The 26,750-nt window shown below is 60.5% G+C and carries 24 protein-coding genes and 1 pseudogene; 20 read left to right on the top strand and 5 right to left on the bottom strand.

Annotation, left to right across the window (positions count from 1 at the left end):
* Positions 1–1,158 (bottom strand): Gfo/Idh/MocA family protein, encoded by a 1,158-nt coding sequence (locus tag EEQ99_RS05795; RefSeq protein ID WP_047613509.1) that lies wholly within the window; start codon positions 1,156–1,158, stop codon positions 1–3.
* A gap of 319 nt (positions 1,159–1,477) precedes the next feature.
* On the opposite strand from EEQ99_RS05795, the gene yghX reads away from it, so the two are divergent.
* On the top strand, positions 1,478–2,365 hold the full coding sequence (gene yghX / locus EEQ99_RS05790; protein ID WP_028756487.1) for a YghX family hydrolase: 888 nt from the start codon (positions 1,478–1,480) through the stop codon (positions 2,363–2,365).
* A 69-nt stretch (positions 2,366–2,434) separates the two neighbouring features.
* Here the strand turns inward: yghX and EEQ99_RS05785 are convergent, their stop codons facing one another.
* Positions 2,435–3,808 carry an MmgE/PrpD family protein gene (locus EEQ99_RS05785; protein WP_127430121.1) on the bottom strand — a complete coding sequence of 458 codons (1,374 nt, stop codon included), beginning with the start codon at positions 3,806–3,808 and terminating at the stop codon, positions 2,435–2,437.
* A 39-nt stretch (positions 3,809–3,847) separates the two neighbouring features.
* Between EEQ99_RS05785 and EEQ99_RS05780 the strand changes: the two genes are divergently transcribed.
* From EEQ99_RS05780 to EEQ99_RS05705, 16 genes are all read left to right on the top strand, one after another.
* On the top strand, positions 3,848–4,822 hold the full coding sequence (locus EEQ99_RS05780) for a LysR family transcriptional regulator (RefSeq protein WP_174824433.1): 975 nt from the start codon (positions 3,848–3,850) through the stop codon (positions 4,820–4,822).
* Positions 4,823–4,859: 37 nt separating this feature from the next.
* Positions 4,860–5,765, top strand: coding sequence for a LysR family transcriptional regulator (locus EEQ99_RS05775; RefSeq protein ID WP_127430119.1), 906 nt, complete (start codon positions 4,860–4,862; stop codon positions 5,763–5,765).
* A 178-nt stretch (positions 5,766–5,943) separates the two neighbouring features.
* On the top strand, positions 5,944–6,888 hold the full coding sequence (locus tag EEQ99_RS05770; RefSeq protein WP_127430118.1) for an ABC transporter permease: 945 nt from the start codon (positions 5,944–5,946) through the stop codon (positions 6,886–6,888).
* Positions 6,885–7,703, top strand: coding sequence for an ABC transporter permease (locus tag EEQ99_RS05765; protein ID WP_017992060.1), 819 nt, complete (start codon positions 6,885–6,887; stop codon positions 7,701–7,703). Before EEQ99_RS05770 ends, EEQ99_RS05765 begins: the two co-directional genes overlap by 4 nt.
* On the top strand, positions 7,700–9,328 hold the full coding sequence (locus tag EEQ99_RS05760) for an ABC transporter ATP-binding protein (protein ID WP_097630917.1): 1,629 nt from the start codon (positions 7,700–7,702) through the stop codon (positions 9,326–9,328). The genes EEQ99_RS05765 and EEQ99_RS05760 overlap by 4 nt, the downstream gene beginning before the upstream one ends.
* A 1-nt stretch (position 9,329) precedes the next feature.
* Entirely contained in the window at positions 9,330–10,193 is an 864-nt protein-coding gene (locus tag EEQ99_RS05755; protein ID WP_127430117.1) for a serine hydrolase, read from the top strand.
* A gap of 24 nt (positions 10,194–10,217) precedes the next feature.
* A complete protein-coding gene (locus tag EEQ99_RS05750) occupies positions 10,218–11,762 on the top strand; it encodes an ABC transporter substrate-binding protein (protein ID WP_097630918.1) in 1,545 nt (514 codons plus the stop codon).
* Positions 11,763–11,896: 134 nt separating this feature from the next.
* On the top strand, positions 11,897–13,345 hold the full coding sequence (locus tag EEQ99_RS05745; protein ID WP_127430116.1) for a M20 family metallopeptidase: 1,449 nt from the start codon (positions 11,897–11,899) through the stop codon (positions 13,343–13,345).
* Between the two features lie 145 nt (positions 13,346–13,490).
* Positions 13,491–14,624, top strand: a complete 1,134-nt coding sequence (locus EEQ99_RS05740; RefSeq protein WP_097630920.1) for a transporter substrate-binding domain-containing protein — start codon at positions 13,491–13,493, stop codon at positions 14,622–14,624.
* A gap of 1 nt (position 14,625) precedes the next feature.
* Complete coding sequence (locus EEQ99_RS05735) at positions 14,626–15,249, top strand: ANTAR domain-containing response regulator (RefSeq protein WP_028756477.1); 624 nt, start codon at positions 14,626–14,628, stop codon at positions 15,247–15,249.
* Between the two features lie 188 nt (positions 15,250–15,437).
* The gene (locus tag EEQ99_RS05730) at positions 15,438–16,283 is read left to right on the top strand and encodes a nitrilase family protein (protein ID WP_097630921.1); all 846 of its coding nucleotides are present in this window, start codon (positions 15,438–15,440) and stop codon (positions 16,281–16,283) included.
* A 29-nt stretch (positions 16,284–16,312) separates the two neighbouring features.
* The gene (locus EEQ99_RS05725) at positions 16,313–17,461 is read left to right on the top strand and encodes a substrate-binding protein (protein ID WP_097630922.1); all 1,149 of its coding nucleotides are present in this window, start codon (positions 16,313–16,315) and stop codon (positions 17,459–17,461) included.
* A gap of 51 nt (positions 17,462–17,512) precedes the next feature.
* Entirely contained in the window at positions 17,513–18,346 is an 834-nt protein-coding gene (locus EEQ99_RS05720) for a branched-chain amino acid ABC transporter permease (RefSeq protein ID WP_028756474.1), read from the top strand.
* A complete protein-coding gene (locus tag EEQ99_RS05715; RefSeq protein ID WP_244604760.1) occupies positions 18,339–20,096 on the top strand; it encodes a branched-chain amino acid ABC transporter ATP-binding protein/permease in 1,758 nt (585 codons plus the stop codon). Before EEQ99_RS05720 ends, EEQ99_RS05715 begins: the two co-directional genes overlap by 8 nt.
* Entirely contained in the window at positions 20,089–20,796 is a 708-nt protein-coding gene (locus EEQ99_RS05710) for an ABC transporter ATP-binding protein (RefSeq protein WP_097630923.1), read from the top strand. Before EEQ99_RS05715 ends, EEQ99_RS05710 begins: the two co-directional genes overlap by 8 nt.
* A gap of 12 nt (positions 20,797–20,808) precedes the next feature.
* Positions 20,809–21,969: an amidase family protein gene (locus EEQ99_RS05705; protein ID WP_097630924.1), complete on the top strand. Its 1,161-nt coding sequence runs from the start codon at positions 20,809–20,811 to the stop codon at positions 21,967–21,969.
* A 141-nt stretch (positions 21,970–22,110) separates the two neighbouring features.
* On the opposite strand, the pseudogene EEQ99_RS05700 reads toward EEQ99_RS05705, so the two are convergent.
* Positions 22,111–22,191 (bottom strand): annotated as a pseudogene (locus tag EEQ99_RS05700) (DMT family transporter); the annotation flags it as partial.
* Positions 22,192–22,300: 109 nt separating this feature from the next.
* Here EEQ99_RS05700 and EEQ99_RS05695 point away from each other — a divergent pair.
* Positions 22,301–22,867 (top strand): sugar transferase, encoded by a 567-nt coding sequence (locus EEQ99_RS05695; protein ID WP_028756496.1) that lies wholly within the window; start codon positions 22,301–22,303, stop codon positions 22,865–22,867.
* 123 nt (positions 22,868–22,990) lie between these two features.
* Positions 22,991–24,985, top strand: coding sequence for a polysaccharide biosynthesis protein (locus tag EEQ99_RS05690; RefSeq protein ID WP_028756497.1), 1,995 nt, complete (start codon positions 22,991–22,993; stop codon positions 24,983–24,985).
* Positions 24,986–25,122: 137 nt separating this feature from the next.
* On the opposite strand, the gene EEQ99_RS05685 is transcribed toward EEQ99_RS05690, so the two are convergent.
* Together EEQ99_RS05685 and EEQ99_RS05680 are read right to left on the bottom strand one after the other, a co-directional pair.
* Entirely contained in the window at positions 25,123–25,374 is a 252-nt protein-coding gene (locus EEQ99_RS05685; RefSeq protein ID WP_028756498.1) for a hypothetical protein, read from the bottom strand.
* 39 nt (positions 25,375–25,413) lie between these two features.
* The gene (locus EEQ99_RS05680) at positions 25,414–25,818 is read right to left on the bottom strand and encodes a DUF2934 domain-containing protein (protein ID WP_028756499.1); all 405 of its coding nucleotides are present in this window, start codon (positions 25,816–25,818) and stop codon (positions 25,414–25,416) included.
* A 166-nt stretch (positions 25,819–25,984) separates the two neighbouring features.
* Here EEQ99_RS05680 and EEQ99_RS05675 point away from each other — a divergent pair, with 166 nt between their 5' ends.
* The gene (locus EEQ99_RS05675; RefSeq protein WP_028756500.1) at positions 25,985–26,707 is read left to right on the top strand and encodes a GntR family transcriptional regulator; all 723 of its coding nucleotides are present in this window, start codon (positions 25,985–25,987) and stop codon (positions 26,705–26,707) included.
* Positions 26,708–26,750: the final 43 nt, after the last annotated feature.

Genomic DNA, 26,750 nt, shown 5'->3' with positions numbered 1-26,750 from the left:
TCAAGCCGCTCTTGCGTGAAGGGCTTCGTCGAAACGGTCCCAGATCGGTCTGAGATCGACGACCGTTTTCTTCATCCTCGCCTCGTCCATCGCCAGAGCCAGAATGCCGGCTTCGAGCGCATTCAGCGTGGAAACGGGAAGTTCGAGCCCGGTGCGCACGCTTTCAAGCAGGTCGCTCGCCATCTGTTCATCGGCGCCGTAATGCTGGGAGAGCTCGGTGGCGGCATATTTGTTTTCGACCACCTTGTTGCCGGTCAGCTGTTCGTGAACGTCGAGATAGCCGCGCACGAAATCGCCTTCGGCCATGCCGCGCGACCCCATGATGGCGAAACGGCGGAACTGGTCGGGCACGTTCAGATTGGTGTGAAAGTTCATGCCGACGCCATTGGCATATTCGACGATCGCCACCTGATAGTCGATGATATCGGCATCGCTGTCGAAGACCTTGTCCGAGCCCATCCATCCGCTCGGCTTGCGGTGAAAAAGTTCGAGGTCGTTGATGCCCTCGCGCGCCGGATCGTTGGCCGGAATGAAGCTCTTGCGACCGCCAAAACTGGCGACGCGTTCGGGCCGCGCGCCGACGACGCCATTGTAAAGATCGAGGTCGTGGCAGCATTTCTCCAGCATGAAGCTGCCGGAATAACGCTCATAGCGGCGCCAGTCGCGCATGAAGAAGGCGCCGTGATAAGGCTCGATATGTTCGGAGGCCTCGATCGACACGATCTGACCGAGCTTGCCCTCGGCCTGGATGGCGCGGAGATCCTTATAAAGAGGGGAATAACGCAGCACGAGACCGACCATCAGCCGCTCGTGGCCGAATTTTGCCATCAGATGGGCAAGCTCGATGCTTTCTGCGATGGTCGTGACGATCGGCTTTTCACAGAAGACCTTTAGACCGGCCTGAAGGCCGAGCCTGATATGGTCGAGATGGAGGTGATTGGGGGAGCCGATCATCAGCAGATCGAGCTTTTCGGAAGCGAGGAGTTCTTCCGGCGAACCATAGGCCTTGCCGACTGAAATGCCCTTTTCCGTCAATCCGGGAAGTCCGGCGGGTTCCGGATCCACATAGCCGACAATGTCGAAGCTGCTATCGATTGCCTTGAAAACATAGCCGAGATAGCCGAGCCGGAATCCTAGCCCAATGATTCCCACTTTCATGCCGATCAAGTTCCCATTTAGTAATTTATTTTCTTTAAGTTGGGACAAAAATCGAGAGGCGTCAATAGAAAACGGGCCTCAAAGCGCGAGTATGAAATTAATTTTCATAGATCGATAGCCGGCGGCCCATTGCTTGCAACAACTGGGCGGACGCGGTTCGCCAGATGGACGTTGGCGCGCATCCTCCCGAAGCCAAGTCAGTCATTCAGCGCCGGTTGCCCCAGCCGACAAGCTCACGCGAAACTCGCGAAATGTTGAAAAGAGTCGCGAGCTTACCTGTGTAGGATGGTGCGAGAACAAGGAGGCAGGAGGAGCCATCATGACGCGTATGACAGCCAAGGATTTCCCTCAGGAACTTCTCGAACTCTACGATTATTACGCCCACGGGAGAATTACCAAGCGTGAGTTTCTCGACCGGGCCGGCAAATTCGCCGTCGGCGGCGTGACGGCCGCCGCCATTCTTGCGTCGCTGAGCCCTGACTATGCGCTGGCGACCCAGGTCGAGTTCACCGATCCCGATATATCAGCCGAATACATCACCTATCCCTCGCCAAAGGGAAATGGAGATGTGCGCGCCTATCTCGTCCGCCCGAAAAACGTGACCGGCAAAGTTGCGGCCGTGGTGGTCGTTCACGAGAACAGGGGCCTGAACCCCTATATCGAGGATGTGGCGCGCCGCGTGGCAAAGGCGGGTTTCGTAGCACTTGCCCCGGATGGCCTGACGTCGGTCGGAGGCTACCCCGGCAATGACGAAAAGGGGCGGGAGCTTCAGCAGAAGGTCGACCCGGAAAAGCTGATGAACGACTTCTTCGCGGCGGTCGAATTTTTGATGCATAACGATCTCACCACCGGCAAGGTCGGCATCACCGGCTTCTGCTATGGCGGCGGCGTCGCCAACGCCGCGGCGGTGGCCTATCCGGAACTTGCCGCAGCCGTGCCCTTTTACGGTAGGCAGCCGCGCGCCGAGGACGTGCCGAAGATCAAGGCGCCCTTGCTTCTCCATTATGCCGGGCTGGACAAGGGGATCAACGAAGGCTGGCCGGCCTATGAAGCTGCGCTGAAGGCATCGGGAAAAACATTCGAGGGCTACATCTATCCCGACGTCAATCACGGCTTTCACAATGATTCCACCCCTCGCTACGACGAAGCGGCAGCCAAGCTCGCCTGGCAGCGAACGGTCGACTGGTTTACGAAATACCTCGCCTAGAAGTCCGCGGCCTGAACGTTGATGTTGGCGGGGAGATTTTCCCCGCCGCCGATCCGCCGCCGTGGCTTGTCAAGGCGACTGATGGTCGGTGATCAGTCTCCAGACGGCATCGTCGCCGGACAGGTTTTCAAAATCGGCAAGCTTGCGAAGCTGCAGGAAAGAGGCCTCGGACACATTCCGATTTCCCCAGCGCAAGCAGTCCATGAACTTGACTTCGCGTTCATGCACACTCATCGGCGCTTCGAGCGATCCCTTTGCATGCAAGCGAGACTTGCTCAAGATGCCCCCATCGCGCGTCGTGACGGTGACGACGTGCGGGAGGCGCTCCACGCCTTTTTCCTCTTCGGCCGAATAGGACTGCATTTCGATGCACGGCATGAATTCCCGGATTTCCGGTCGCCCAATCTCCTGCCGCGTAAAGTCCGAAAGGCTAAGAGATCCCTTGAGGAAGGCTGTCGCCAGGCAGTACTGCATCGAGAAGCGGGCCTGCATCTCGTCGGCAGGGTTGGGATAAGCGAGGTTGCGGGCAGCGGATATGCCGACTTTCGTCTCGATCCTGGCAATGTCGCCAGCCAGAAGCCCATGCTCCTGCTTCAGATCCAGAAGCGCGTCGATGGCGCGATGGGTCGAGGCGCAACAGGGATGGCGCTTGGTCACCACGCCTCGGCTTTCGATGATATGTTCCTCCTCGAAGGTCAGGCCCTGCCAGCCCTTGGCATCATCGTCCCCGAAAAGATCGAGGAAACCTTGCGGCCGCTCGAGGATATCCGGCCGCCCGCTCATGCCGGCCAGCGCCATGCGCGCCGCGTCCACGGCATGGCGCGCGGCAATGCCGGCGTGAAGCGGTTTGGCGGTCGTGCCGAATTGCCCTTTCGGGCCGCAGGCGAAGCTCGTCGCCAGGCTCATCGCCGCGACGAGTCTCTCTTCGTCGGCGCCGAGAAGCCGTGCCACGCCAGCCGCAGCCCCGATGCTGCCGACCGTCGCCGTTGCGTGCCAGCCCCTGTTGTAGTGAGAGGGATTGACGCCAAAGCCGACCGCCGCCTGCGCTTCCAGCCCGGCCAAATAGGCCTCGAGAAACCGTCTTCCGCTTGTCACCTTGCCGCTGGTCAGAACCGCCAGCAGTGCGGGCACCAGCACCGCGGAAGCATGCGCCCTCGCCGGATGGAAATTGTCATCGAAATCCAGCGCATGCGCCGCGGTTGCGTTGATGAGTGCGGCGAAAGAGGGCGAGGCGGAGCCGCCGGTGACGAGCCGCGCTTCGCCGCCTCCGGCGATTTCCCCGTCGAAGGCGCGAATGAGTGCCGCAATGCTTTCATCGCCCCGGCCGGCAATCATGCAGCCGATGGTGTCCACCGCAGCATCTCTTGCCCGCTCCATGGCGACGTCTGAGAACGTTGTTCGCGACAGGACCTGTTCCGCGATCTTCCGGAGAATGGTGGCCATTGACGAAAGTCTTTCCGTGAGTTTGGTTCTCGGCGGAAAATGTTCAACTTTCCGCAGCGCCGCAATCTTATGCGGATCGCGGGTAGGGCTATCGACATTGGAGATAGAATGGCGCGAGACACGAGTGCGGCGATCAGCCTGAAGCATATCGAGGCCTATGACGCCATCGCCGCGACGGGCTCGACGATCGCCGCTTCCGTCGAGCTCGGGATCTCGCAATCGAACGCCAGCCGCTTGCTGCAGCAACTGGAAGAGTATCTCGGCGTCCGGCTTTTCGAACGGGAAAAGAACCGGCTTCAACCGACCCGCGAGGGGCTGCAGCTCGGCCCGGAAATCCGGGCCATTTCCGACCGGCTGCGCGCCTTGAAAACCGCGGCGATGGAGCTCGAGAGCGGTCGGTCGCGCGAGATCATGCTGCGGCTCGCCTTTCCCTCCAGCCTTTCCTCGACGCGCATTCCGAAGCTGGTGAAGAATTTTCTCGCCGCCAATGGTCCGATGCGCGTCGAAGTCGCGTCCGGCAGCTATCTGGCAATCGAACGGATGGTGGCCGACGGCGAAGCCGATCTCGGTTTCGCGCGGCTGCCACTGATGAGCCCGGGGTTGAAACAGGAGAAGATCCTGTCGTCGCGGATTGTTTGCGTCCTGCATAATGATCATCCCAAGGCCGGCAGCCGCCTATTGTCGGTCGGCGAGCTGAAGGGGCAGGATCTGATCATGCTGAACAGGGAGCGGCCGGTTCGCCATGAGCTGGAGGCGTTGTTCTACAAGGCCGGCATCCGCCAACGCCCCCTGCTCGAGGCGCATTCGGTGGCGAGTGCCTGCGCTCTGGCCGCCCAAGGGCTCGGCATTGCGCTGGTCGGTGAGATCATCGCCCGCGAATATGCGACGCTGCCGCTGCAGTTCATCCCGCTCGAACCGGAACTGCCGGTTGCCTACGCGCTGATCAGCGGCGAGAAATTTCCGATGCCCAAGGCCGCCAGCCTTTTCCTTCAAAGCATTTCGGACTGGGCATGATGACGGTGCTTGGACTGTCCCGGGGGATCGCAAACGCATGAATATCAAGCAACTGGAAGTCCTGCGCACGCTTCTGGCGACGGGGTCGACGATTGCCACGGCAAAGACGATGGGTCTCAGCCAGTCCGGTGTCAGCCGCCTCCTCCAGCAGCTCGAGGCGGATCTTTCGATGTCGCTTTTTGTGCGCGACAAAGGCCGTCTCATTCCCACGCCCGAGGCCCTGCTTCTTGCCCGCGATGCCGAGAACATCTTGCTGGCGGTCGATCGGATGTCGGGTCATGCGGAGGACCTAAGAAGCGGCGCCGCCGGTCCGGAGATCGTCCGCATCGGCCTGCCGAGCAGCATGTGGGAGCATTTCGCGCCGGCCATGCTGGTCGATTATATCAGGGATTTCCCCGGTGTGCGGATCGAGACCTTCTTCGAGACGACGACTGCGATCAACAAGCTTGTCGAGCAGAGGGTGATCGATTTCGGCTTTCTGCGCATGGAGGGCGAGAGCGGACCGGGCATCGAGGTCGAGCGGGTCGCCACCGGCGAAAGCGTCTGCGTCGTTCCGAAGGATCATCCTCTTGCGAAACTGGAGGAAATCACGGTCAAGAATTTGCGCGACGTTCCTCTCATTCTGATCGGGCGCCAACGGCCGAACCGCATGGCGCTCGACCAGACCTTCCGGCGAGCCGGCATCAAGCAGATCGTCAAGATCGAGACACATACCAACAGTTCCGCCTGTTCCTATGTCGCGCATGGCCTTGGGGTCACGATCATCAGCAGCTTTTATGCCAATCTCTATCGCCACCTGCCGGTGGTTCACCGTCCTTTCGTGCCACGCGCGACCCAGGAATTCGGATTGGCGAGGGCGGTCGGGACGCCACTCTCGATTGCTGCCCACGCTCTGAGCGACGCCTTGAAGCGACAGATCCGGCTTTCGCAAAAAGGCGTTTGAAATCAAATTTTTAGCCTGAAACCTTACGCGAACGCAGTCGCTTTGGTTGCGGTCGTATTCCGCATAGACTTATGACGGAATCGCATAATATTGCGGATATTTCTTCATTCGATCATAGTCTGCGGCAACGAAACCGATGGCGCCGGGCACAGTCCGTCGCCCATCGCGGGGAACAAAAATGCTGAAATTCGTCCTGAACCGCCTGCTGATGGCATTGCCGACGATCGTCCTCGTTTCGGTGACTGTCTTCACCCTGATCCGCTTCATACCCGGCGATCCGGCGGCACTGATGCTGGGGGATATGGCTGAGCCGGATCAGATCGCGGCAATGCGCTCGGAACTCGGCCTCGACAAATCGCTGCCTGAGCAGTTCCTGATCTGGACCGCCAATGTCGTGCAGGGTGACTTCGGCCGCTCGATCGTCAATGACGAGGCGGTGCTGCCGCTCGTCGCTTCACGTTTTCTGGTCAGCGCCGAAGTCGTCGTCGTCGCCGTGCTTCTGGCAAGCCTCATCGCCGTGCCGGCCGGCGTCATCGCCGCCTGGCGGCAAAACAGTCTGACGGACCTTGCGCTGGTCGGCACGGCCACGATCCTGCTGTCGATCCCGACATTCTGGCTCGGCCTCCTGCTTCTGCTTTTCTTCGGCTGGAAACTCAGCTGGCTGCCGGTGCTCGGCTATGTCTCGATCGGCAGCAACCTCACCGGCGGCCTGCTCTATCTCGTGCTGCCGATCATGACCCTGGTCATTCACGAGATGGGTGTGTTGATCCGCATGGCACGCGCCTCGACGCTGGAAGTGCTGCGTCTCGACTATATCACCCACGCCCGGGCCAAGGGGCTTTCCGAAAGCGCCGTCCTCTGGCGGCACGCCTTCAAGAATGCCTTCGGCCCGACCTGGACAGTCATCGGTCTGATCCTCGGCAATCTGCTCGGCGGCATTGCCGTCATCGAGACGGTCTTCACCATTCCGGGGCTCGGGCGACTGATGGTCGACAGTATTTTTGCCCGCGATTACCCGGTGATCCAGGGGTGTCTGCTGTTCGTCTCGCTTTCCTATGTGCTGGTCAATTTGGTCGTCGACCTGCTCTATCCCTTGTTCGATCCGCGGGTAGTCGCCGAATGAAAAACGTCACGTTCAACGGCTTCATCGGCAGCATTCTGATTGCCGCATTGCTCATCTCCGCTGCGATCGGCCTTTTCTGGACCCCCTATGATCCGATGAAGCTCGGCTTCACCGCGCGGCTGGCGGCGCCAAGCAGCGCCCACTGGCTCGGAACCGACGAATTCGGCCGCGACGTACTCAGCCGCCTGATCGTCGGCGCCCGGGCGAGCGTCTGGATCGGCACCTTGACGGTCACATTCGCGACGGTCTGCGGTACGTTGATCGGTCTCGTCAGCGGTTACGCCCGCGGTTGGATCGATGCAGTCATCATGGCCGTCAACAATGCGCTTCTCGCCTTTCCGGGCATCCTTCTGGCGCTCGGTTTGCTCGCCGTCTTCGGCGCCAACCAATATGGCATCATCTTCGCGCTGGGCATTGCCTATTCGCCCTCGATGGCCCGGGTTGTCCGGGGTGCCGTTCTGTCGCTGCGCGAGCGGGAATTCATCGAGGCTTCCAAGGTGATGGGCAATGGCGAGCTCTACACCATGTTCCGCCATATCCTCCCCAATTGCATCGCCCCGATCACCGTGCTTGCGACCTCGATGTTCGGCTGGGCGATCCTTTCGGAAAGCGCGCTCAGCTTTCTCGGCCTCGGCGTGCCGCCACCGGCGCCCACCTGGGGCAACATGCTGGCCGCCGGCCGGCCATTCATCGAGCAGGCGGTCTGGCTGGGTCTCTTCCCGGGCCTGGCGATCGCCCTGACGCTCCTCGGCATCAATCTTCTGGGCGACGCTCTTCGAGACAAGCTTGATCCGCGGATGAGGGGACTGAAATGACCAAGGAAACGCTTTTGAATGTCCGCAACCTGTCGCTTCAGGTCGCCGGCACCGGTGTGCAGGTCGTCAAGAACTTGAGCTTCGACATCGCGCCAGGCGAGATCTTCGGCATCGTCGGGGAAAGCGGATCGGGCAAGACGCTGGCAACACGCGCCCTGATCTCGCTGCTGCCGGCGCCGATCAAGGTGATCGGCGGCTCCGTTGCCTATAAGGGACGCGACGTGCTTGCGATGAGAGCTGCGCAATTGCGCCAATTGCGCGGTGCGGAAATCGGTGTCGTCTTCCAGGAACCGATGACCTCGCTCAATCCCTCGATGACCGTCGGCCGCCAACTCGAAGAAGGGTTGCAGCTGCATACGAAATTTTCGCAGGAAGAGCGGCGCAGCCGGATCCTTGACATGCTGAACCGGGTCGGGATCCGCGATCCCGCCGGGGCGCTCACTTCCTATCCGCATGAATTCTCGGGCGGCATGCGCCAGCGCATCATGCTGGCATCGGTCATGCTGCTGAAACCGGCGCTGTTGATCGCCGACGAGCCGACGACGGCGCTCGATGCCGTGATCCAGCGCGATGTCATGGAATTGATGGTGGAACTGACGCAGGCGGAAGGCACCGCCGTGCTGCTGATCAGTCACGACCTGCCGATGGTTGCCCGCTACACCAACCGCATCGTTGTCATGGAAAAGGGCGTGATCGTCGAAGAAGGACGCACCGCCGAGCTGCTCGACGCACCACAGCGTGCCTATACGAAGAAACTGCTTTGCTCCCTGCCGTTCCGCGGAGAGACCCGGACGATCGACAAGACCAAGGCGCCGATGGTCTCGGCACGGGATATCGTCGTCGATTATCCGGGCCGGCGGTCGCTGATGAAGAAGGCAACGCCAAAGCGGGCGCTGCATGGCGTCAGCATCGATATCCACGAGGGCGAAGTCGTGGCACTGGTCGGCGGTTCGGGTTCCGGCAAGACCACGCTCGGCCGCACCATTGCCGGACTGGTCCGGGAGAGCGAAGGCGATATCCGGTTCAGAGGACGCAGCCGCGACGACAACTGGATGGACTATCGGCTGAATTGCCAGATGGTGTTCCAGGATCCTTATTCCTCGCTCGATCCGCGCATGACCATCGTCGCGCTTGTGGAAGAAGCGCTGCGGCTCGTTCCCGATCTCGACGCTGCGGCAAAGCGCAAGCGCGCCCTGGAGACGCTGGAGGAAGTCGGGCTTGGGGCCGACTACGCCGGGCGCTACCCGCATGAGCTTTCGGGCGGCCAGCGTCAGCGCGTGGCGATTGCCCGGGCCATTGCGCGCCGGCCGAAATTCCTGATCGCCGACGAACCGGTATCGGCCCTCGACGTGACGGTCAGGGCGCAGGTGCTCGAACTCCTGTCCGATCTGCAAAAACGCTACGGCTTTTCCTGCCTGTTCATCAGCCACGATCTCGGCGTGGTCGAACAGGTGGCCGATCGTGTCGTCGTCATGCAGGACGGCCGGATCATCGAGCAGGGCGACCGCGATACGGTTTTCGACAGCCCGAAGGAGGCCTACACACAACGGCTTCTCTCGGCCATCCCCGCTCTGGACCACAATGCTCAGGGCGGCGTGATCCTCAAATGGCGCCTGGAGAACTGATATGACGACGATGATTGAATCCGCAAAGCTTGCGGAGCGATTGAATGCGATCTGCGATGCCCAGCCTTTCGTGACACGCTTCATGGTGCGTGCGCTCGGCAGCGGAGAAACGATCGGCAGAGGCGCGGACGAGGAAACGCCCTCCGCCAGCACCCGAAAGACCTCGATCATGATGGCAGCCTTGAAGGCCGCGCATGAAGGCCGCCTGGATCTGGACGAACGGATTACCTACGAAAAGCGTTTCGCCGAGGAAGTGGCAAGCGGGATGTTCCGCTATCTCAGCCCCGGAATCGTCATATCGCTGCGCGATGCCATCACCGGCATGATGGTGCTGAGCGACAATGTCTGCACCAAGATGGTCTTCGAAAGGCTGACGCTCGAAGAGGTCGACAATTATTGCAAGTCGATCGGCATGACAGGCACCAACCATCGCTTCCTCATCCCTCCCTTGGCGCTGTCGCCCGATCATTCCTTGAAGGCCGTCACCACGACGACGGCGCGGGATCAGGTCTATCTGCTGCAGACCATCCTGGATGCGCAGGATTCGCGGGAAGCTGCGGACCGGCTCGGCTGCTCGCAGGCGCTGTGCGCTTACGCGCTTCAAACCCTGAAGAACCAGATCCTGCGCTATGCCATTCCTTCCCGGCTGCCGTTCGGGGTGCTCGTCGCCCATAAGGGCGGCACGGGAAAGCGTGGCCGCATGAATGCCGGCATAGTCTATCGCGACGGGACCCCCTTCTACATCATCGCCGCCTATACCGACGACGTGCCGCAGGAAATGCCGGACGGCACACCTGGTTATACGGTCGCGCTCGAAACCATCGGCAGGCTTTCACGCGCCTGCTGGGATGAACTCCGATCCTAACAATCCATAAAAGAGGGTAGAACAATGCATAAGCTTCTTCTCGCAGGCACCATGTTGATGGCGATGGCCGGCGTGGTCGATGCCCGCGATATCGTCGTGGCGCAAAGTTCCGATTTGCGCAGCGCCAATCCAGGCGTCAATCGCGACGGCAATACCGATGGCGTCATCCTGCATATTGTCGAAGGGCTCGTCGGCTATGCCAACAACGGCGAGGTCAAGCCGCTGCTGGCAAAGAGCTTCGAAGTCTCGGCGGATGGGCTGAGCTACAGCTTCAAACTGCGTGACGACGTCAAATTCCACAACGGCAAGAAATTGACCGCCGATGACGTCGTGTGGAACTGGAACCGCTATCTCAAGCCCGAAACGAAATGGACCTGCCTTCCTGACTTCGACGGCAGCGGCAGCGTGCATGTTACCGGGGTCAAGGCAGTCGATGCTTCGACCGTCACCATCACGCTGGAAAGGCCATCCGCGGTCTTTCTTGGCCTGATGTCGCGCCCCGAATGCGGTTACACCGGGATCATCTCCCCGGAATCGGTCGGTGCGGACGGAAGCTTCATCAAGCCGATCGGCACCGGTCCCTTCAAATGGGATGAATGGAAGAAGGGCGAATATATCCATCTCGCCAAGTTCGACGATTATGTCTCGCCCCAGAACGACGGCAAACCCGACGGCATGGTCGGCTCGAAACGCCCTCTCGTCGATGGCATCAAGTTCATGGTCATTCCCGATGCTTCGACCGTAAAGGCCGGGCTTCAGTCCGGCGTGCTCGATACCGCGGAGATTTCGCCGGATCTCATTCCCGAATTCAAGACGAGCGACACGATGCAACTGATCGTGGCGCGCAACAACGGCAAAAATCTCTTCTACATCCAGACGCGCGACAAGGTTCTGAGCAATCCCGGCGTGCGCCGCGCGATGGCGATGGCACTCGATCTCGACCAGCTCGTCGAGGCAGCCTCCAATGGCACCGGCACCGCCAACGGTTCGATGGTTTCGCAAGACTCGCTCTACTTCGACGATGTCCAGAAGGAGCGTCTGCCCTACGACATCGAGGCCGCAAAGAAGGAGCTTGCGGCCGCCGGCTACAAGGGCGAGCCGATCACCATCATCGCCAACAAGCGCAGCAACGTGCCAAGCTTCCCGGCCGCGGTGATGGCGCAGGCCATGATGCAGCAGGCAGGTCTCAACGTGCAGATCGAGGTGCTCGACTATGCGACGCAGGTCGATCGTCGCCGCTCCGGCAACTACCAGATCATCTCGCAATCGGTCGCGCCGCGGCTCGATCCGGCGCTGATGTACGGCTTCTATGTCGGCAACAAGGACAAGAACGCTTCGTTGATGTGGGATGACCCGAAGGCAGTCGAGTTGATGAAGGCGGCCTATGGGGAGCCCGACCAGGCGAAGCGTCAGGCGATCTTCGACGAGTTTCACACGCTGATGCTCAAGGAAATGCCGGGCATCTTCCTCTATGACATGGTCGATGTCTGGGGCGCGACCAAGAAGCTGAAGGGCCAGCCCGTCTGGCAATCGAATGCCCGTCTTTGGGAAGTTTCGCTCGACAATTGAGCATGAACGGCCGCGCCCGGTGGGTCGGGCGCCGCGATCCCGTTTCGACAGTGAACAGGAGAGCCGGCAGGCAGCCCTGCCGGGTCCGGTGAAACACATCCCTGTGGCGGCAGGACAGACAGCGAGGAAATGCCATGAATCTTGACGCGATCAGCTCCATTGCCGCGACGATCGAAAAGATGAAACCGGATTATATCACCCTCAGCGACGGTATCTGGGATTTCGCGGAGCTGAAGTTCGAGGAGCGGCGCTCGTCGCAATTGCTGGCCAGGGCACTCGAGGAAAACGGCTTTGCCGTGCGCCGCGGCGTCGCAGGCATGGAAACGGCCTTCATCGGCGAATCCGGCAGCGGCAAGCCGGTGATTGCTTTCCTCGGCGAATTCGATGCCCTGGCCGGAATGAGCCAGACCGCCGACGTGGCCGAGCCGCATCCCCAGGCGGCGGGAGCAACCGGTCACGGCTGCGGGCATAATCTGCTTGGTGTCGGGTCGTTGATGGCGGCGGTTGCACTTGCCCGCCACCTCAAGGCGGACAATCTGCCCGGCACGGTGCGCTATTACGGCTGCCCGGGAGAGGAGGGCGGTTCCGGCAAGACCTTCATGGTTCGTGCCGGCGCATTCGATGATGTCGATGCCGCCCTGACCTGGCATCCGGCTCCGTTCAACGGTGTTCGCTCGACGAACAATCTTGCCGTTCTCGAATATTACTATCGCTTCAGGGGTGTCGCGGCACATGCCGCCAACAGCGCCCATCTCGGCCGTTCGGCGCTCGATGCGGTCGAACTCATGAATGTCGGCGTCAATTTCCTGCGCGAACACATGCCGCACGATTGCCGCGTTCACTACGCGATCACCGACACCGGCGGCAGGGCGGCCAATGTCGTGCAGGCTAGCGCCGAGGTTCTCTATCTGATCAGGGCGCCCGACATGCCGCAGGCGCTTGAGCTTGCCGGGCGCGTCGAGAAAGTTGCACGAGGTGCGGCGATGATGACCGAAACCGAAGTCGAGATCGTGTTCGACACCGCCTCGACCAACCTTCTTCCCAACATCACGCTGGAAACGGCGATGCACGAGAACATGGTCGCGCTCGGGCCGATAGCCTTCGACGAGGCCGACATCGCCTTCGCCAGGAAAATCCAGGCTACCTTCACTGAGGAAGCAATCAGGAGCAGCATCCGCCTCTATCAGATCAAGGGCGATGTGTTCTCCAATGCCAAGGTCGATGGCTCGACGCCCTTGCACACCGGTCTGCGCGATTTCGAAGGACAATCGCATTTCCGGGCCGGATCGACCGATGTCGGCGACGTCAGCTGGGTGACGCCGACCGCGCAATGCTGGGCGCCAGCCTGGGCGATCGGCACCAATCCCCATACCTGGCAGGTCGTCGCGCAGGGAAAAAGCCCGGCCGCGCACAAGGCTATGGCACATGCGGCCAAGACGCTTGCGACAACGGGGCTCGCATTGATGTCGTCACCCGACCTCCTGGCAGCCGCGACGGACGAGTGGCGAGAAAAGACCAGCGGCAAAGCCTATACATGTCCGATCCCCGACAATGTGATGCCCGCAACGGTTCATGGCCGATAGTTCCCGTCTCCGTCTGCTGTGACAGCGACCTGCATCGCACCCGCTTGCAGGATCCCATGAAAAAGCACTAAGGGTATGGAAGTCGAAAGCGCGGAACTGAGGCATTCACCGCTTTCGAACCTCCAACACGTCGGAAAAGGCAAAGATGACAAGCTCCGAATGGCGGGTGGGAGTGCTGTTTTCCAGAAGCGGAATTAGCGAAATTACGGAAACCGAGCACTTTCTTGGCACCGCACTTGCGATCGAGGAAGTCAATGCGGCGGGGGGCGTGCTTGGCAAGCCCATCGTTCCGATCGCCTATGATCCGGGCGGGGACCAAACCGCCTATCGCAATCTGGCCCGGCGCCTGCTGGCCGATGACGACGTCAACATCATTTTCGGTGCCTCGATGTCGGCCAGCCGAAAGGCGGTGCTGCCGATCGTCGAACGGCACAACGGACTGCTGTTTTATCCGTCGATGTATGAAGGTTTCGAATATTCGGAGAATGTGGTGTATACCGGCGCCACCCTCAATCAGAACACCTTCGCGCTTGCGGAATACCTTCTGCGCCACCATGGACGCCGGATCTACTTCGTCGGCGCGGATTATATTTATCCGCGCGAATCCAATCGGGTCATGCGGGATGTGGTAGAGGCAAAGGGCGGTGAAGTCGTCAGCGAGCGATATCTTCCTCTTCATGCCGACGAACAGACCTTGCGTTCGGTTATTTCCGATATCGTCCGTCTCAAGCCCGATGCCATCTTCTCGACGATCATCGGCCGGCCGGCACAGTGTTTCTACCGCATGTATGCCGAGGCCGGAATCGATCGGACGCGGGTTCCGATTGCCAGCCTGACCATGGCCGAGAGTGAAATTCGCGAGATCGGAGCCGACGCCTGCACCGGCCATATTCTTTCGGCGACCTATTTCCAGACGGTCGAGAACGAGGCGAACGAGCGCTTCGTGGGGGCATTCAAGGCCCGTTTCGGCCAGGACTTCACCACGAGCGTCTGGTCGCAACCGGCCTATGCGCAGGTTCACCTTTTCGCCCGCGCACTTGCCCGGGCCGGCTCGCTCGAGACCCATCGTATTTCCGAAGAAATCCTTCTGGAGGATTATCTTGCTCCAGAGGGCCGGATCAACTTCGACGCCGATACTCGTCACCTCTGGTTGCATCCCCGCATCGGCGTGGCGCGCGCCGATGGGCTCTTCGACATCGCCTGGCAGGCGCCTGGCCCGATCCGGCCGGACCCGTATCTGACGGCGTCGCGGTTCGAAGACGTCTGGCTGGAGGCCTGAGATGGCGGGACCGAGTAGGATCGTTCAGGATCTGCGGCGCGCACGCGTTCTGGTTGTCCATCCGCGTGACGAGGACGGCAACGTGCTGATCGCTCACCTCAAGCGCCTTGGTTGCGAGGTCCGGGCCACCTGGCCGCTTCCGCCAGCCTTGCCTCCCGACGTGGATACCGTCTTCCTGCATGTCGAGGATGTGCATGTCGAGCACGCGCTTGAGATCATCGACCTCCAGCAGACGGCGATCATCGCCATCGTGACCTATGAGAGCCCGACAGCCCTCCAGGCGATTATCGATCTCAACGCCCACGGCGTTATCAGCAAACCGTTGCGGCCGCTCGGCATCCTGACGCAATTTGCGCTTGCACGCTATCGGCAGAGCTACGAAAAGCGGCTCGCCGGCAAGGTGCAGAAACTCGAGGAAACCTTGAAAAGTCGCCGGTTGGTCGAAAAAGCCGTTTCAGCGCTGCGGGCCATGAATGGTCTCGACGAGGCCGCGGCCTATAAGCTCTTGCGCGATCAGGCGACGTCAAAGCGCGTTCCGATGGCGACGATCGCCGAATCCATCATTGCCGCGCAAGACACCATGAAAAGCCTCGGACTTTCCATTGGCGCAAAAACTCAACCTTAAGTTGCTAACGCTTGCGTCGCTGAAAATGCCTGCTGAAGCGGCTTGACGGTCACATTCTTTCGTGCAAGCCTAAAGACAACGAGCAGGTTTGCTCAGCGGCAGGGCTGCCGCATTCACATCATGGCTATGTAGCCTCTGGTTCACGGATTGAATTCCGTGCCAGAGGTTTTTTGCGTTTGGAGACAAGATTGAGTGTCAAGACCTCAACCGCACGGACGGTAACCGTCGCAACCGTCCAGTTCGAACCGATCATCGGTGATCGCGCCGGTAATCTCGCGGCTATCGAGCGGCTGGCGAAGGCGGCGAAGACCCAAGGCGCGGAGATCGTCGTTCTGCCGGAACTGGCCGATAGCGGCTACAACTTCCGTGACGGCGACGAGGTTGCCGCATTGGCCGGCCCGGTACCCGGCGGCCCGAGTGCCGAGACGCTCCGCCGCCTTGCCGAGGAGTTTGGCCTTTACATCGTCAGCGGCATTGCCGAGCAGGATGGCGACCGGTTTTACAACAGTGCTCTTCTTTGCGGCCCCGAGGGATATATCGGCAAATACCGCAAGCTCCATCTGTGGAACAACGAAAACCGTCTTTTCAGAAAAGGCGATCTCGGACTGCCGATATTCGACCTGCCTTTTGGCCGTATCGGCATTGCCATCTGCTACGATGGCTGGTTTCCGGAAACGTTTCGTCAGTTGGCCCTGGCCGGCGCCGAGCTGGTCTGCGTGCCCACCAACTGGGTCCCGATGGCCGGTGCCGAAGGCGTTCCCGAGCCGATGGCCAATATCCTCCATAAGGCGGCCGCCCACACCAATGGCCTTTACATCGCCTGCGCCGACCGGATCGGCATCGAGCGCGGCCAGTCCTTCATCGGCCGCAGCCTGATCGTCGGCCCGCAGGGTTGGCCGATCTCTGGTCCGGCCAGTGCCGATCGCGAGGAAATCCTCCTTGCGCAAATCGATCTGTCGAGCGTGACGGAAACCCGCACGCTCAACAGCTTCAATCATCTGCTCGGCGACCGCCGAGCCGATGTCTACGGGTAATGTCAATCCACTCAAGAAAGGGGAACAAAATGCAAATGAAAACCATAATCCTGACACTGGCATCTGCGGCATTCGCCAACGCAGCCTTCGCCGAGGATCCGATCAAGATCGGCGTGCCGGTCGGGCTTTCAGGCGCAAACAGCGTGGTTGCGCCGTCCGTCGTCCAAGCTGCGGAGCTCGCCGTCGAAGAAATCAATGCCAAAGGCGGCGTGCTCGGGCGGCCATTGGAGCTTGAGATCGCCGACGATGCATCAGGGGCGGCCGGCGCGCAGAAGGCCTTCGATTCCCTGGTTTTCCAGAAGGAGGTGAACGTCATCATCTCCATGGAGACGAGTGCTGCGCGCAATGCCGGCCTGCCGATCGTTTCCAAGGGTGAGGTGCCATACATCTACACGTCCTTCTACGAAGGCAAATCCTGCAACGCCAATCTTTTCGTCGATGCCTGGGTTCCAGAACAGCAGGTGCCGCCTGTCGTCGACAATTTCATCAGCAAACAGGGCGCAAAGAAGTTCTTCCTGATCGGTTCGGACTATGCCTTCGGACGCGGCATGCTGACCTTCGCCAAGGGCTATATCGAAAAAGCCGGTGCTCAGATCGTCGGCGAGGAATATCTGCCGATCGACGGCAGCGATTGGACGGCCATCATCTCCAAGGTCCGCTCCTCCGGCGCCGATGCGATCATCACCTCGACGGCCGGCGGCGCACCGAACGTGACCTTGACCAAGCAGTTGCGTTCGTCTGGCGTCACCCTGCCTTACGGCAATCTCGCGGTCGACGAAGGCACCGCCAAGAGCATGGGCGCGGATGCCAAGGACATCTTCCTTTCGGCCTCCTACGTCACCGGCATCGACAGCCCGGAAAACAAGGCTTTCCTCTCGGCCATGGACAAGAAGTTCGGCAAGGAACTGCGCACGCCGAACGATCTCTCCGTGCCGCAATATGAAGCGATCTACCTTTACAAGGCAGCCGTCGAAAAGGCTGGCAACACGGATACGGCGGACGTGCTCAAAGCCCTTCCTGACGTCTCCTTCACCGGTCCGCGCGGCAAGATCTCCATGAACAAGCAGCACCACGCGCCGCTGACGATGTATCTTGGCCAGGTCAAGGACGACGGCAGCGTTGCAGTCGTCGATAGCTTCAAGGACGTCGATCCCGGCGATCAGTGCCCGAATCTCTGAAACCAGCGTGGCGGGGCAGGGCGCCCCGCCTCCAGCATCGGAGTTCTAGAAATGACGCTCTTTCTCGATATCGTCAGCACTGCGGCCATTCTCTTCATCGTTGCCGCCGGGCTGCTTGCGATCTTCGGCGTGCTGAAGATCATCAATTTCGCGCATGGCGCATGGCTGACCATCGGGGCTTACTGCGCTGTTGTCGTCAGCGGGTTCGGTCTCAATCCATGGCTTGCCATCCCCTTTGCGTTTCTGGTCGGCGCGATCCTCGGCGGTGTTGCCGAACGGTTCATCGTACGGCCTCTCTATCGCCGCCCGCTCGACGCCATTCTTGCAACCTGGGGCCTTGGCATCGTCATCGGCCAGCTGATCACGCTGTGGTTTGGCCGCGACGTGCAGTTCACGCCGGCGCTGCTGCCGGGCACCTTCGATCTCTTTGGCACCGGCTACTCGGCCTACCGTCTTTTCGCCATTGTCGCCGCCATCTGTCTGGGTCTCGGCTTCACCTTGCTGCTCGATGGGACAAGGCTTGGTCTCTCCGCCCGGGCAGTCATCATGAACGAAACCCTGGCGCGCGGGCTCGGTATCGATACCGAAAAGGTGCGGCTCGCGACCTTCATGATCGGCACCGGCCTTGCGGCCCTTGCCGGCGTGCTGCTCGCGCCGCTGACCAGCGTCGATCCCAATATGGGCGTCGCCTGGCTGACGGGCGCCTTCATGCTGGTGATGGTCGCAGGCTCTTCTTTCACTGCGCTTGCTGCCGCCTGCCTCATCTTCGGGGCCGCCCAAGTGCTCGTCAGCACCTATTTCAGCCCAATCCTCGGCGGCATCACCGTGGCCGTCCTCTGCGCGATCACACTGCGCATACGTCCGAAGGGATTTGCCCGTGCCTAATAGACAAAAACTCCGGCTTGTCCTTCTTCTGACGCTGGCGCTCGCGGCTCTCCTGCTGATCGTCATCGGACCGATGTTTCTCGGCCGCTTCAGCCTTAACGTGCTGACGCGTTCGATGATCTACGCCATGCTGGCGATTACCGTCGACTTGCTCTGGGGCTATACGGGCGTTCTCACCTTCGGGCAGGCGGCATTCTTTGGCGTGGGCGCCTATGCCACCGCCATGGTTCTCACCCATATCGGCGCAAGCCCGGCGCTTTTCGTCGTCGCCCTTGTCGCCGCCGTGTTCGTTCCGCTCGTGCTTGGCTTCGCCGTCGGCTGGCTGTCGTTCTATCACGGATCGACACCGCTCTATGCCACCGTGATCTCGCTCGTGGTGCCGATCGTCGTCACCCAACTCATCTTTTCCGGCGGCACCTGGACCGGTTCGTCGAGCGGCCTTGTCGGTTACGAAACCCTCCCGCTCGGGCTTCCCGGCTATTTTCGCCTGTCGGGCGCGTGCCTGCTGGTCTTGGCCGTTCTTGCCATCGTCTTCGTCCGGTCGGACGCCGGCCGTCTGCTGGTTGCAATTCGCGACAACGAAGCCCGCATCGCCTATCTCGGCATGAACCCCGCTCGGCTGAAGATCGTCCTGACGGCCGTTCTGGCTGGCGTATGCGGCCTGGCCGGCTTCCTTTATGCCAACGCATCCGGTGTCGCCGCACCCGAGAATACCGGCTTCGTATTCGGAACCGAACTCGTCGTCTGGACGGCGCTCGGTGGCCGGGGAACGATCATCGGACCCTTGTTCGGCGCAATCGGCATCGACTATCTGAGCGCCAGCCTTTCGGGCGATCTGCCCTTCCTGTGGCAATTGATCATCGGTGCGCTCTTCGTCGCCATGATCATCCTTTTGCCGGGCGGCCTCGCTTCCCTGGTGACGCGATTCCTGCAGTCGGCCAACTCCAGCAGCACTCTGAAGTCCTTGCCGACGCGCATCGTCGCCGAGGACGGTCCGTTGGCAGGCAAAAGCCTTCTGTCGATCCGCGGTCTCGGCAAGTCCTATGGCAGCCTCTCCGTCCTCAAGGGCATCGACCTTGAAATCGGCGCCGGAGAACTCGTCAGCCTGGTTGGCCCCAATGGCGCCGGCAAGACCACGCTGATGCGTTGCCTGTCGGACGGTACCCAGCAGATCGAAGGTCAAGTGGATATCATCGGCACGAATATCGCCGGTCATGCACCGGAACGGATCGTCGCTCTCGGCGTCGGCCGCAAATTCCAGGTTGCCAGCATCTTCGACAGCATGACCATCGGCGAATGCCTCAAGATGGCGCGTTTCAGCCGCGAGACACCCAGTCCGATGCGATCGCTCGCCGAGATCATGCTGCCGGCCGCTGCAGCTGAGATCCTGACGCTCACCGGCATGGCCGACATGTTGGACAAGCCGGTCTTGCTGCTGTCGCATGGTCAAAGGCAGGCTCTCGAACTGGCGATGGTCGTCGCTCTAGAACCACGCATCATTCTTCTCGACGAACCGACGGCGGGTCTTACCAAGACCGAGCGCATGACCATCGGAGCCATCCTCAAGAAACTGACGGACGAGATGGGTTTCGCCGCCATCCTGGTCGAACACGATCTGGATTTCGTGCGCGACATATCGAGTCGCATCGTGGTTCTCCACCAGGGCAAGCTCGTTCTCGACGGCACGGTGAATGACGTGGTCAATTCCGAAACGGTTCGCACCATCTACGCAGGAGGCGCCCATGGCTGACGCGTTCAAACTCAAACTCAGCGGCGTATCGAGCGGATATGGCGCGGTGGATGTCGTCAATGGCGTGTCGCTTGCCATCCGGCCCGGCGAAATCTTCGCCCTCATGGGCAAGAACGGCATGGGCAAAACGACGCTGCTGAAGACAATCCTTGGCTTCCTGCGCGTCGGCAAGGGCAAGATCGAGGTCGATGGCGCTGCCATCACCGACAGGAAGCCCGCCGAGTTGATCGCTTCCGGCATCGGCTACGCCCCTCAGGAATTGCCGTTGTTTCAGGACCTCTCCATCCGCGACAATCTGCGCCTCGCGCTCAAAGGCGATCGGGATCTGGCATCTGCCCTGGAGCGGGTCTACGCCTATTTCCCGTTCCTGAGGGATCGGCTGGCACAGAAAGCCGGCACGCTGTCGGGCGGGGAGCAGAAAATGCTGATCCTCGCGCGGGCGCTGATGCTGCGTCCGAAACTGCTGCTGATCGACGAAATCTCCGAAGGTCTGCAGCCCTCCGTTGTTCAGAACATCGCCAAGGCATTGAGGGACGACCGCGAAAAGCGCGGCACGACCATCCTGCTGGTCGAACAGAATCTGGATTTTGCCCTTTCGGTGGCGGACCGCTGGGCCATTCTCAAACTCGGGGCGATCGAAGACGAAAGCCTCAATGGTCCGGAGAGCCGCGCCCGTGTCCTGCAACATCTGAAGATCTAGGGGCCGGCGCAAGTGCGAGACCCATGGAGCGCTTTTATACCCTATCCGGATGCAGATGTCGGGCACGCGTCCATCGGCCCGCTTTCCGGCCTTCGACTGGCGGTCAAAGACCTTTTCGACGTTGCCGGCTATCCCACAGCGGCCGGCAACGCCACGGTACTTGCTGCCTCCGGCATCAAGACATCGACGGCGCCTCTGGTCCGGACGCTGCTCGATGCCGGCGCCTGCTTCGTCGGCAAAACCAATACGGATGAGCTCGCCTATTCCCTGATCGGCGGCAACATCCATTTCGGTATGCCGATCAATCCGCGCGATCCCAATCTCATCCCCGGCGGGTCGTCGTCCGGCTCGGCCGTCGCGGTTGCCGCGGGCCTTGCGGATATCGGGCTTGGAACAGACACGTCCGGCTCCATCCGGCTGCCGGCCGCCGTCAACGGCCTCATCGGCTGGCGCCCGACACATGGAAGCCTCGACAACCAGGCACTGCGTCCGCTGGCGCCAAGCTTTGACGTGCCGGGTTTCATGACGAGAAGCCTGGAACCAATGGCTGCGGTGATGAGCGCCGTCGGCATGCCCGCGGCAGATGACCGACCATCATCTATCCTCATTTCCGCGGATATCTTCGCAACCATCGACGACGCGGTTGCCGACGAGATGATCGCCGGCCTTCGATCGGCGGCCATACCTGTCCGCAGGATAGATGCGATCTCCTCGTTCAGCCTCGCCGACCTTGCTTCGGCGTTCATCACCATCCTGCAAAGGGAAGCCTGGGACAGCAACAAAACACTCTTCGAGCGGAGCCCTGAAGCAATTGCTCCCGATATTGCTGCGCGCCTTCTGTCAGGATCTCGTCTGGATGACGAGGAGGTGCGTGAGGCACGTGCGATCGCCAAGCTCTTTTCCGCGGAGATCGACCGATTGCTGTGCGAAAATGTGATTGTCGCTCTTCCGACCTTGGCCATGAGCCCGCCAGCGCGCGATGCCGGCGCAGAAAGCTTCGCTAGATTCCGTTCCGCCTGCATCGAGCTTCTGTGTCTTTCGGGCCTTAGCGGCTGTCCGCAACTGGCTTTTCCAATTGCCGGTTACCTGGGGAAAGTTTCGCTTTCCTTGTTAGGCGCAAGGAGCGCCGACAGGACGCTTATGAATGTGGCCGGGCGATTAAGGGCTGAGTGAAAGAGCAAATGCGGCCGGGAGGCCTTCCCGCCGTCCATCCGTCCCCGTGACTTGCGACCGGCCGATGAAATTGCCGCAGCAATGGCACCGGAATCGCGGCATGGCGCTTGGCTATTGCGTGCCGCCGCCTTCGCGCCGCCTGACCATCTGGCCACCGATGATTAGCAGAGCCGAATTGACCGCACCTATGCGGGCAATCGCCCAACTGCCCGCCGCCACAAACTGCGGAAACACTGCGTCCCGCAGTTGACGCGAAACGCTTTTTGACGATACGGCAGGGCGAAATCGCAAATGGCGGATGGTCGTCGGTGGGGCGGAAGAGCTGCGGAGCATGGGTTTGAAACGGGCGGTGGATTTTTTCCTGGCTTTGCTTGCATCGGTGGTCCTGCTCGTTCCGATCCTGATCGTCGCTCTTTGTGTTCGCTTAACCTCGCCAGGACCGGTTCTCTACTGGTCAAAACGGATCGGTCGTTTCAACCAGATCTTCCTGATGCCGAAATTCCGGAGCATGCGTGTCGACACGCCGACGGTTGCCACGCATCTGCTCGACAATCCGGATCGGTTTCTGACACCCATCGGCTCGTTTCTGCGCAAATCCAGCCTCGACGAACTGCCGCAGCTTTGGTGCATTCTCGAGGGGAAGATGAGCTTCGTCGGTCCGCGGCCGGCGCTCTACAACCAATATGATCTGATGGAGTTGCGCACGGCGCACGGTGTCGACAAGCTCCTGCCTGGATTGACGGGTTGGGCGCAGATCAACGGGCGCGACGAATTGCCGATCCCGGAGAAGGTGAAATTCGATGTCGAATATCTCGAGCGGCGCTCATTCGGCTTCGATATGCGCATCCTGTTCTTGACCGCCGAGAAGGTCATTCGCCGCAAGGGTATCAGGCATTAAGTTACCTACTTCTGATAGACTAGCGGTGCAGAAGGCCTTGATTTCCGATTATTTCAGTTGCGCTCGTTGGAGAAAGTGACAAGAAGGTGGTTGTCTGATTGATCTGCGAGACGCTGGTAAGCAATGCCTGAAAATACCCCCGCTGGGACGCCGCGCTCAGGATGGTTGTTACTGCCGATGCAAGCGCTCGTCGCTCCTCTCCTGGCGATGCCGCGTGTTGCCAAACGCGCACTGGCTTTGCTGGTGGATTCCTGCTTTTGCATTCTGACGATCTGGCTCGCCTATTGCTTCCGCCTGAACGAATGGACGGTGCTGACCGGCGTGCAGTGGTTGCCGGTCTTTGTTTCGTTGTGCATGGCACTTCCGATCTTCATCGTCATGGGCATGTATCGGGCGATCTTCCGTTATGCCGGCCTGGCGGCTTTCATCGCGGTTCTGAAGGCCATTGCCATCTACGGCGTCGCCTTCATGACGATATTTACGGCGCTCAGCGTCCCGGGCGTTCCGAGAACCGTCGGCATTCTCCAGCCCTTCCTGCTGCTGATCGGGATCGGCCTGTCGAGGTTGGGTATCCGTTACTGGCTCGGGGATGCCTACCAGCGCATCCTTAACAAGAATACGGTCGCCAAGGTGCTGATCTACGGGGCAGGGAGTGCCGGGCGGCAGCTGGCGGGTGCCCTGACGAACAGTGCCGAACTCAATGTTGTCGGCTATCTCGACGATGATCCGCGCCTCAAGGGCGGTATCATGGGCGGCCTGCCGATCTACGATCCCTCGGATCTTCCGGTGATCGCCGAAACGCTTGGCGTGCACAATGTGCTTCTTGCTCTTCCATCGGCATCGCGGCAGCGCCGCAACGAAATCCTGGAGCATATTCGCACAGCCAGGGTGAACGTTCGCACATTGCCGGATCTTACGGCCCTGGCTCAGGGGCGTATCGCCGTCTCCGACATCCGTGAACTGGAGATCGAAGATCTGCTCGGAAGAGAAGCGGTTGCGCCGCGGCAGGCCTTGCTCGACAAGGCGATGCGCAACAAGGTTGTGATGGTCACGGGTGCTGGCGGCTCGATCGGCGGCGAATTATGCCGTCAGATTTTGCGTAATAGCCCTTCCAGCCTGATCCTCGTCGATCAGAATGAGTTTGCGCTTTATAATATCCATGCCGAGCTGCAGAAGCTGGCCGAACTGTACAAGCATGAAAATCTGCAGATTGTCCCGATTCTCTGTTCCGTCCGTGATCAGGATCGCATCGAGCATATCATGCAGAGCTGGCGACCTCAGACGCTTTATCATGCCGCCGCCTACAAGCATGTGCCTCTTGTCGAACATAATGCCGTGGAAGGCATCAAGAACAACGTCATGGGGACGCTGGTCACGGCACGCGCGGCGAACAAGAACGGCGTCTCGAATTTCGTGCTGATCAGCACCGACAAGGCCGTGCGTCCGACAAATGTGATGGGCGCCAGCAAGCGGCTGGCGGAGATGGTTCTGCAGGCGCTCGCAGCAGAGTCGACGACTGACAGACTGCAAACGAATTTCTCCATGGTGCGTTTCGGAAACGTCCTTGGCTCCTCCGGTTCGGTCGTGCCGCTTTTCAGGCAGCAGATCAAGGAAGGCGGTCCCGTGACGCTGACACACCCTGATATAACCCGCTATTTCATGACCATTTCGGAAGCCTCGCAACTCGTTATCCAGGCTGGCGCGATGGCCGAGGGCGGAGATGTTTTCCTGCTCGACATGGGTGAGCCCGTTCGCATCGCAGATCTCGCCCGCAAGATGGTGGAGCTTTCCGGGCTGACGGTTCGCGACGAGGACAATGCCGAAGGGGACATCGAGCTTTCCGTCACCGGCCTCAGGCCCGGCGAGAAACTCTATGAAGAACTGTTGATCGGGGATAATCCAGAAACGACCGAACATCCCCGGATCATGAAGGCGCGCGAGGATTTCCTCTTCTGGCCGGAGCTTTCGAAAAAGCTCACCTCACTCAATGTCGTCTTGGATCGGAACGATATGACCGCAGCGCGGTCGATGTTGGCGGAGCTCGTCTCTGGCTATTCATCAACGGGCGAGGTCTCGGATCTCGCGTTCACCGGTGCCGAAACCACTACGGCCGCCTGAGACATCCGGCAGCTCGTCCGGCTGCCAGACGCTCAGCCGCGAACGCCGGTGTTGTTCCCACGGTCGGAAAGCCGTTGTGGACAGCCGAGTGGGCTAGCTGAAGAGCCAATGCATGTGCTTCATCGACCTGTCCGTTATTATCGCCAGTATGCGCGAGTCGAACTTTCCGCCGATGATCGACCGAGGAGGTAACCGAGGCCGAATGCCAGCATGCCGGTGGCGAGCAACAATGCGCTTGCTGCTTGCGGGTGATCCCTCGCGCCGGAGGCGACGGCATAGACCTCGCGCTTCACCTCGTTGGCGGCCGACTTCGCGACCTTGGTCAATCCCTCCGGCTGCTCGGTGGGCGTGCCGGTGAATCCGGCGTTCAAGTTCTGTTTGTCGGCCATGTCGAGGACCTTTCCTGAGAGTGGCGCGAAGCAGAAAATTCAATCCTGCTCGCGTGTGCCGGGGGAGGCTTCGCGTTGATCCGCGTCTTCGAGATCCGTCTTGACGAGGAATGCATCCGTATGTTCGCGTGAGGCCTCTCGCAATGCTGCAAGGCTTGGAGGATTGTCAGCCTCGCCCTGCTGTGCATCGAGTTCATGTTCAGCCAGGCTCCAGTGATGCTGATGTTTGCCGTCCGGCCTTCCTTCCTTCTCCCACAGAGAATGGGCCCTTTTTCGGATCTCCTCCTCGCGGGTGGCTGCCGGCGACGCGACGCTCTGCTTGTTGATATCGGTTGCGGCTCGCCGAGCCATCTTCCGTCCGCTTGTTTTCGTCGCGGACGGAACTTCCGGCCGGTCACCGTCGGTCGCGCTTTCGCGTATCTTGCGTCGTGCTGGGTTTTTCATGAGCGCCTCCTTGGATTTCTCAACCAACTCGACCGACCTAAGTTCCAAACAAAGTTTGCTTCTGATTTCGTCAGGTTCATGCCGTCACTCGACCGCAGTGAGTCTTGGCATGGGGATAAAACTAATATACTAGTATGCCAGATAGGTTCAGCGTCCCGGTATCGTTATGCGGCAGGCATCAGAAACCGAAGTTTTGGTCGTCCCGGCCCCGCAAGAGGTTGCCGGCAGATTGCGCCGTATCACCGCGGCCGGCGCAATCTACGAGCGCCTGCATGCCGACATCGTGTCATTGCGAATGCCGCCCGGCATGCTGCTGCAGGAAAAGCGGATCGCCGATGATTTCGGCGTCAGCCGCACGCCGGTCCGTGAGGCGCTGCTCCGGCTTTCCGAAGGCGGACTGGTCGATATCTATCCGCAGTCGAGCACCGTCGTGTCGCGGGTGCCGGTTTCGGCGATCCCCGAGGCGGTCGTCGTACGCAAGGCGCTCGAAGGCGCGACTGTCGAGACCGCGGCCCTTACCGCCACCGCCGCAGACATTGCCCGTCTCGACGCCATCATCGCGCGGCAGCAGACCCATGCTGCGGCCGGCAATGCCTCGAATTTCCATGAGGACGATGAGGCCTTTCACGAGGCAATCGCACAGATCTCCGGTTATCCCGGCATCTGGGCGACCCTGAAAACGGTCAAGGTGCAGCTCGACCGAGCACGACGGCTGACGCTGCCGGTTCTCGGGCGCATGGACAATGTGGTGCACGAACATATGATCATCCGCGATGCGCTCGCCGCCCATGATGCGGTGGCGGCACGCAGCGCGATGACCCATCACCTGAGCGCCGTCATTCCCGATGTCGACGAACTGCGCGCACGTTACCCCGATTATTTCTGCTGACGGCAGGCCAACATGAAACGAAAAGGCGAGGGAAGGAAGAAGG

Source organism: Rhizobium anhuiense, from assembly GCF_003985145.1.
Lineage (GTDB): Bacteria > Pseudomonadota > Alphaproteobacteria > Rhizobiales > Rhizobiaceae > Rhizobium > Rhizobium anhuiense.
The sequence above is the reverse complement of the archived record's forward strand: the minus strand, read 5'-3'. Positions and strand labels throughout refer to the sequence as shown.

Excerpts from the sequence above, each read along its gene's own strand:
- EEQ99_RS05795 (WP_047613509.1), bottom strand. The coding sequence starts at position 1,158 with ATGAAAGTGGGAATCATTGGGCTAGGATTCCGGCTCGGCTATCTCGGC.
- yghX (WP_028756487.1), top strand. The coding sequence starts at position 1,478 with ATGACGCGTATGACAGCCAAGGATTTCCCTCAGGAACTTCTCGAACTC.
- EEQ99_RS05785 (WP_127430121.1), bottom strand. The coding sequence starts at position 3,808 with ATGGCCACCATTCTCCGGAAGATCGCGGAACAGGTCCTGTCGCGAACA.
- EEQ99_RS05780 (WP_174824433.1), top strand. The coding sequence starts at position 3,848 with ATGTTCAACTTTCCGCAGCGCCGCAATCTTATGCGGATCGCGGGTAGG.
- EEQ99_RS05775 (WP_127430119.1), top strand. The coding sequence starts at position 4,860 with ATGAATATCAAGCAACTGGAAGTCCTGCGCACGCTTCTGGCGACGGGG.
- EEQ99_RS05770 (WP_127430118.1), top strand. The coding sequence starts at position 5,944 with ATGCTGAAATTCGTCCTGAACCGCCTGCTGATGGCATTGCCGACGATC.
- EEQ99_RS05765 (WP_017992060.1), top strand. The coding sequence starts at position 6,885 with ATGAAAAACGTCACGTTCAACGGCTTCATCGGCAGCATTCTGATTGCC.
- EEQ99_RS05760 (WP_097630917.1), top strand. The coding sequence starts at position 7,700 with ATGACCAAGGAAACGCTTTTGAATGTCCGCAACCTGTCGCTTCAGGTC.
- EEQ99_RS05755 (WP_127430117.1), top strand. The coding sequence starts at position 9,330 with ATGACGACGATGATTGAATCCGCAAAGCTTGCGGAGCGATTGAATGCG.
- EEQ99_RS05750 (WP_097630918.1), top strand. The coding sequence starts at position 10,218 with ATGCATAAGCTTCTTCTCGCAGGCACCATGTTGATGGCGATGGCCGGC.
- EEQ99_RS05745 (WP_127430116.1), top strand. The coding sequence starts at position 11,897 with ATGAATCTTGACGCGATCAGCTCCATTGCCGCGACGATCGAAAAGATG.
- EEQ99_RS05740 (WP_097630920.1), top strand. The coding sequence starts at position 13,491 with ATGACAAGCTCCGAATGGCGGGTGGGAGTGCTGTTTTCCAGAAGCGGA.
- EEQ99_RS05735 (WP_028756477.1), top strand. The coding sequence starts at position 14,626 with ATGGCGGGACCGAGTAGGATCGTTCAGGATCTGCGGCGCGCACGCGTT.
- EEQ99_RS05725 (WP_097630922.1), top strand. The coding sequence starts at position 16,313 with ATGCAAATGAAAACCATAATCCTGACACTGGCATCTGCGGCATTCGCC.
- EEQ99_RS05720 (WP_028756474.1), top strand. The coding sequence starts at position 17,513 with ATGACGCTCTTTCTCGATATCGTCAGCACTGCGGCCATTCTCTTCATC.
- EEQ99_RS05710 (WP_097630923.1), top strand. The coding sequence starts at position 20,089 with ATGGCTGACGCGTTCAAACTCAAACTCAGCGGCGTATCGAGCGGATAT.
- EEQ99_RS05695 (WP_028756496.1), top strand. The coding sequence starts at position 22,301 with ATGGGTTTGAAACGGGCGGTGGATTTTTTCCTGGCTTTGCTTGCATCG.
- EEQ99_RS05690 (WP_028756497.1), top strand. The coding sequence starts at position 22,991 with ATGCCTGAAAATACCCCCGCTGGGACGCCGCGCTCAGGATGGTTGTTA.
- EEQ99_RS05685 (WP_028756498.1), bottom strand. The coding sequence starts at position 25,374 with ATGGCCGACAAACAGAACTTGAACGCCGGATTCACCGGCACGCCCACC.
- EEQ99_RS05680 (WP_028756499.1), bottom strand. The coding sequence starts at position 25,818 with ATGAAAAACCCAGCACGACGCAAGATACGCGAAAGCGCGACCGACGGT.
- EEQ99_RS05675 (WP_028756500.1), top strand. The coding sequence starts at position 25,985 with ATGCGGCAGGCATCAGAAACCGAAGTTTTGGTCGTCCCGGCCCCGCAA.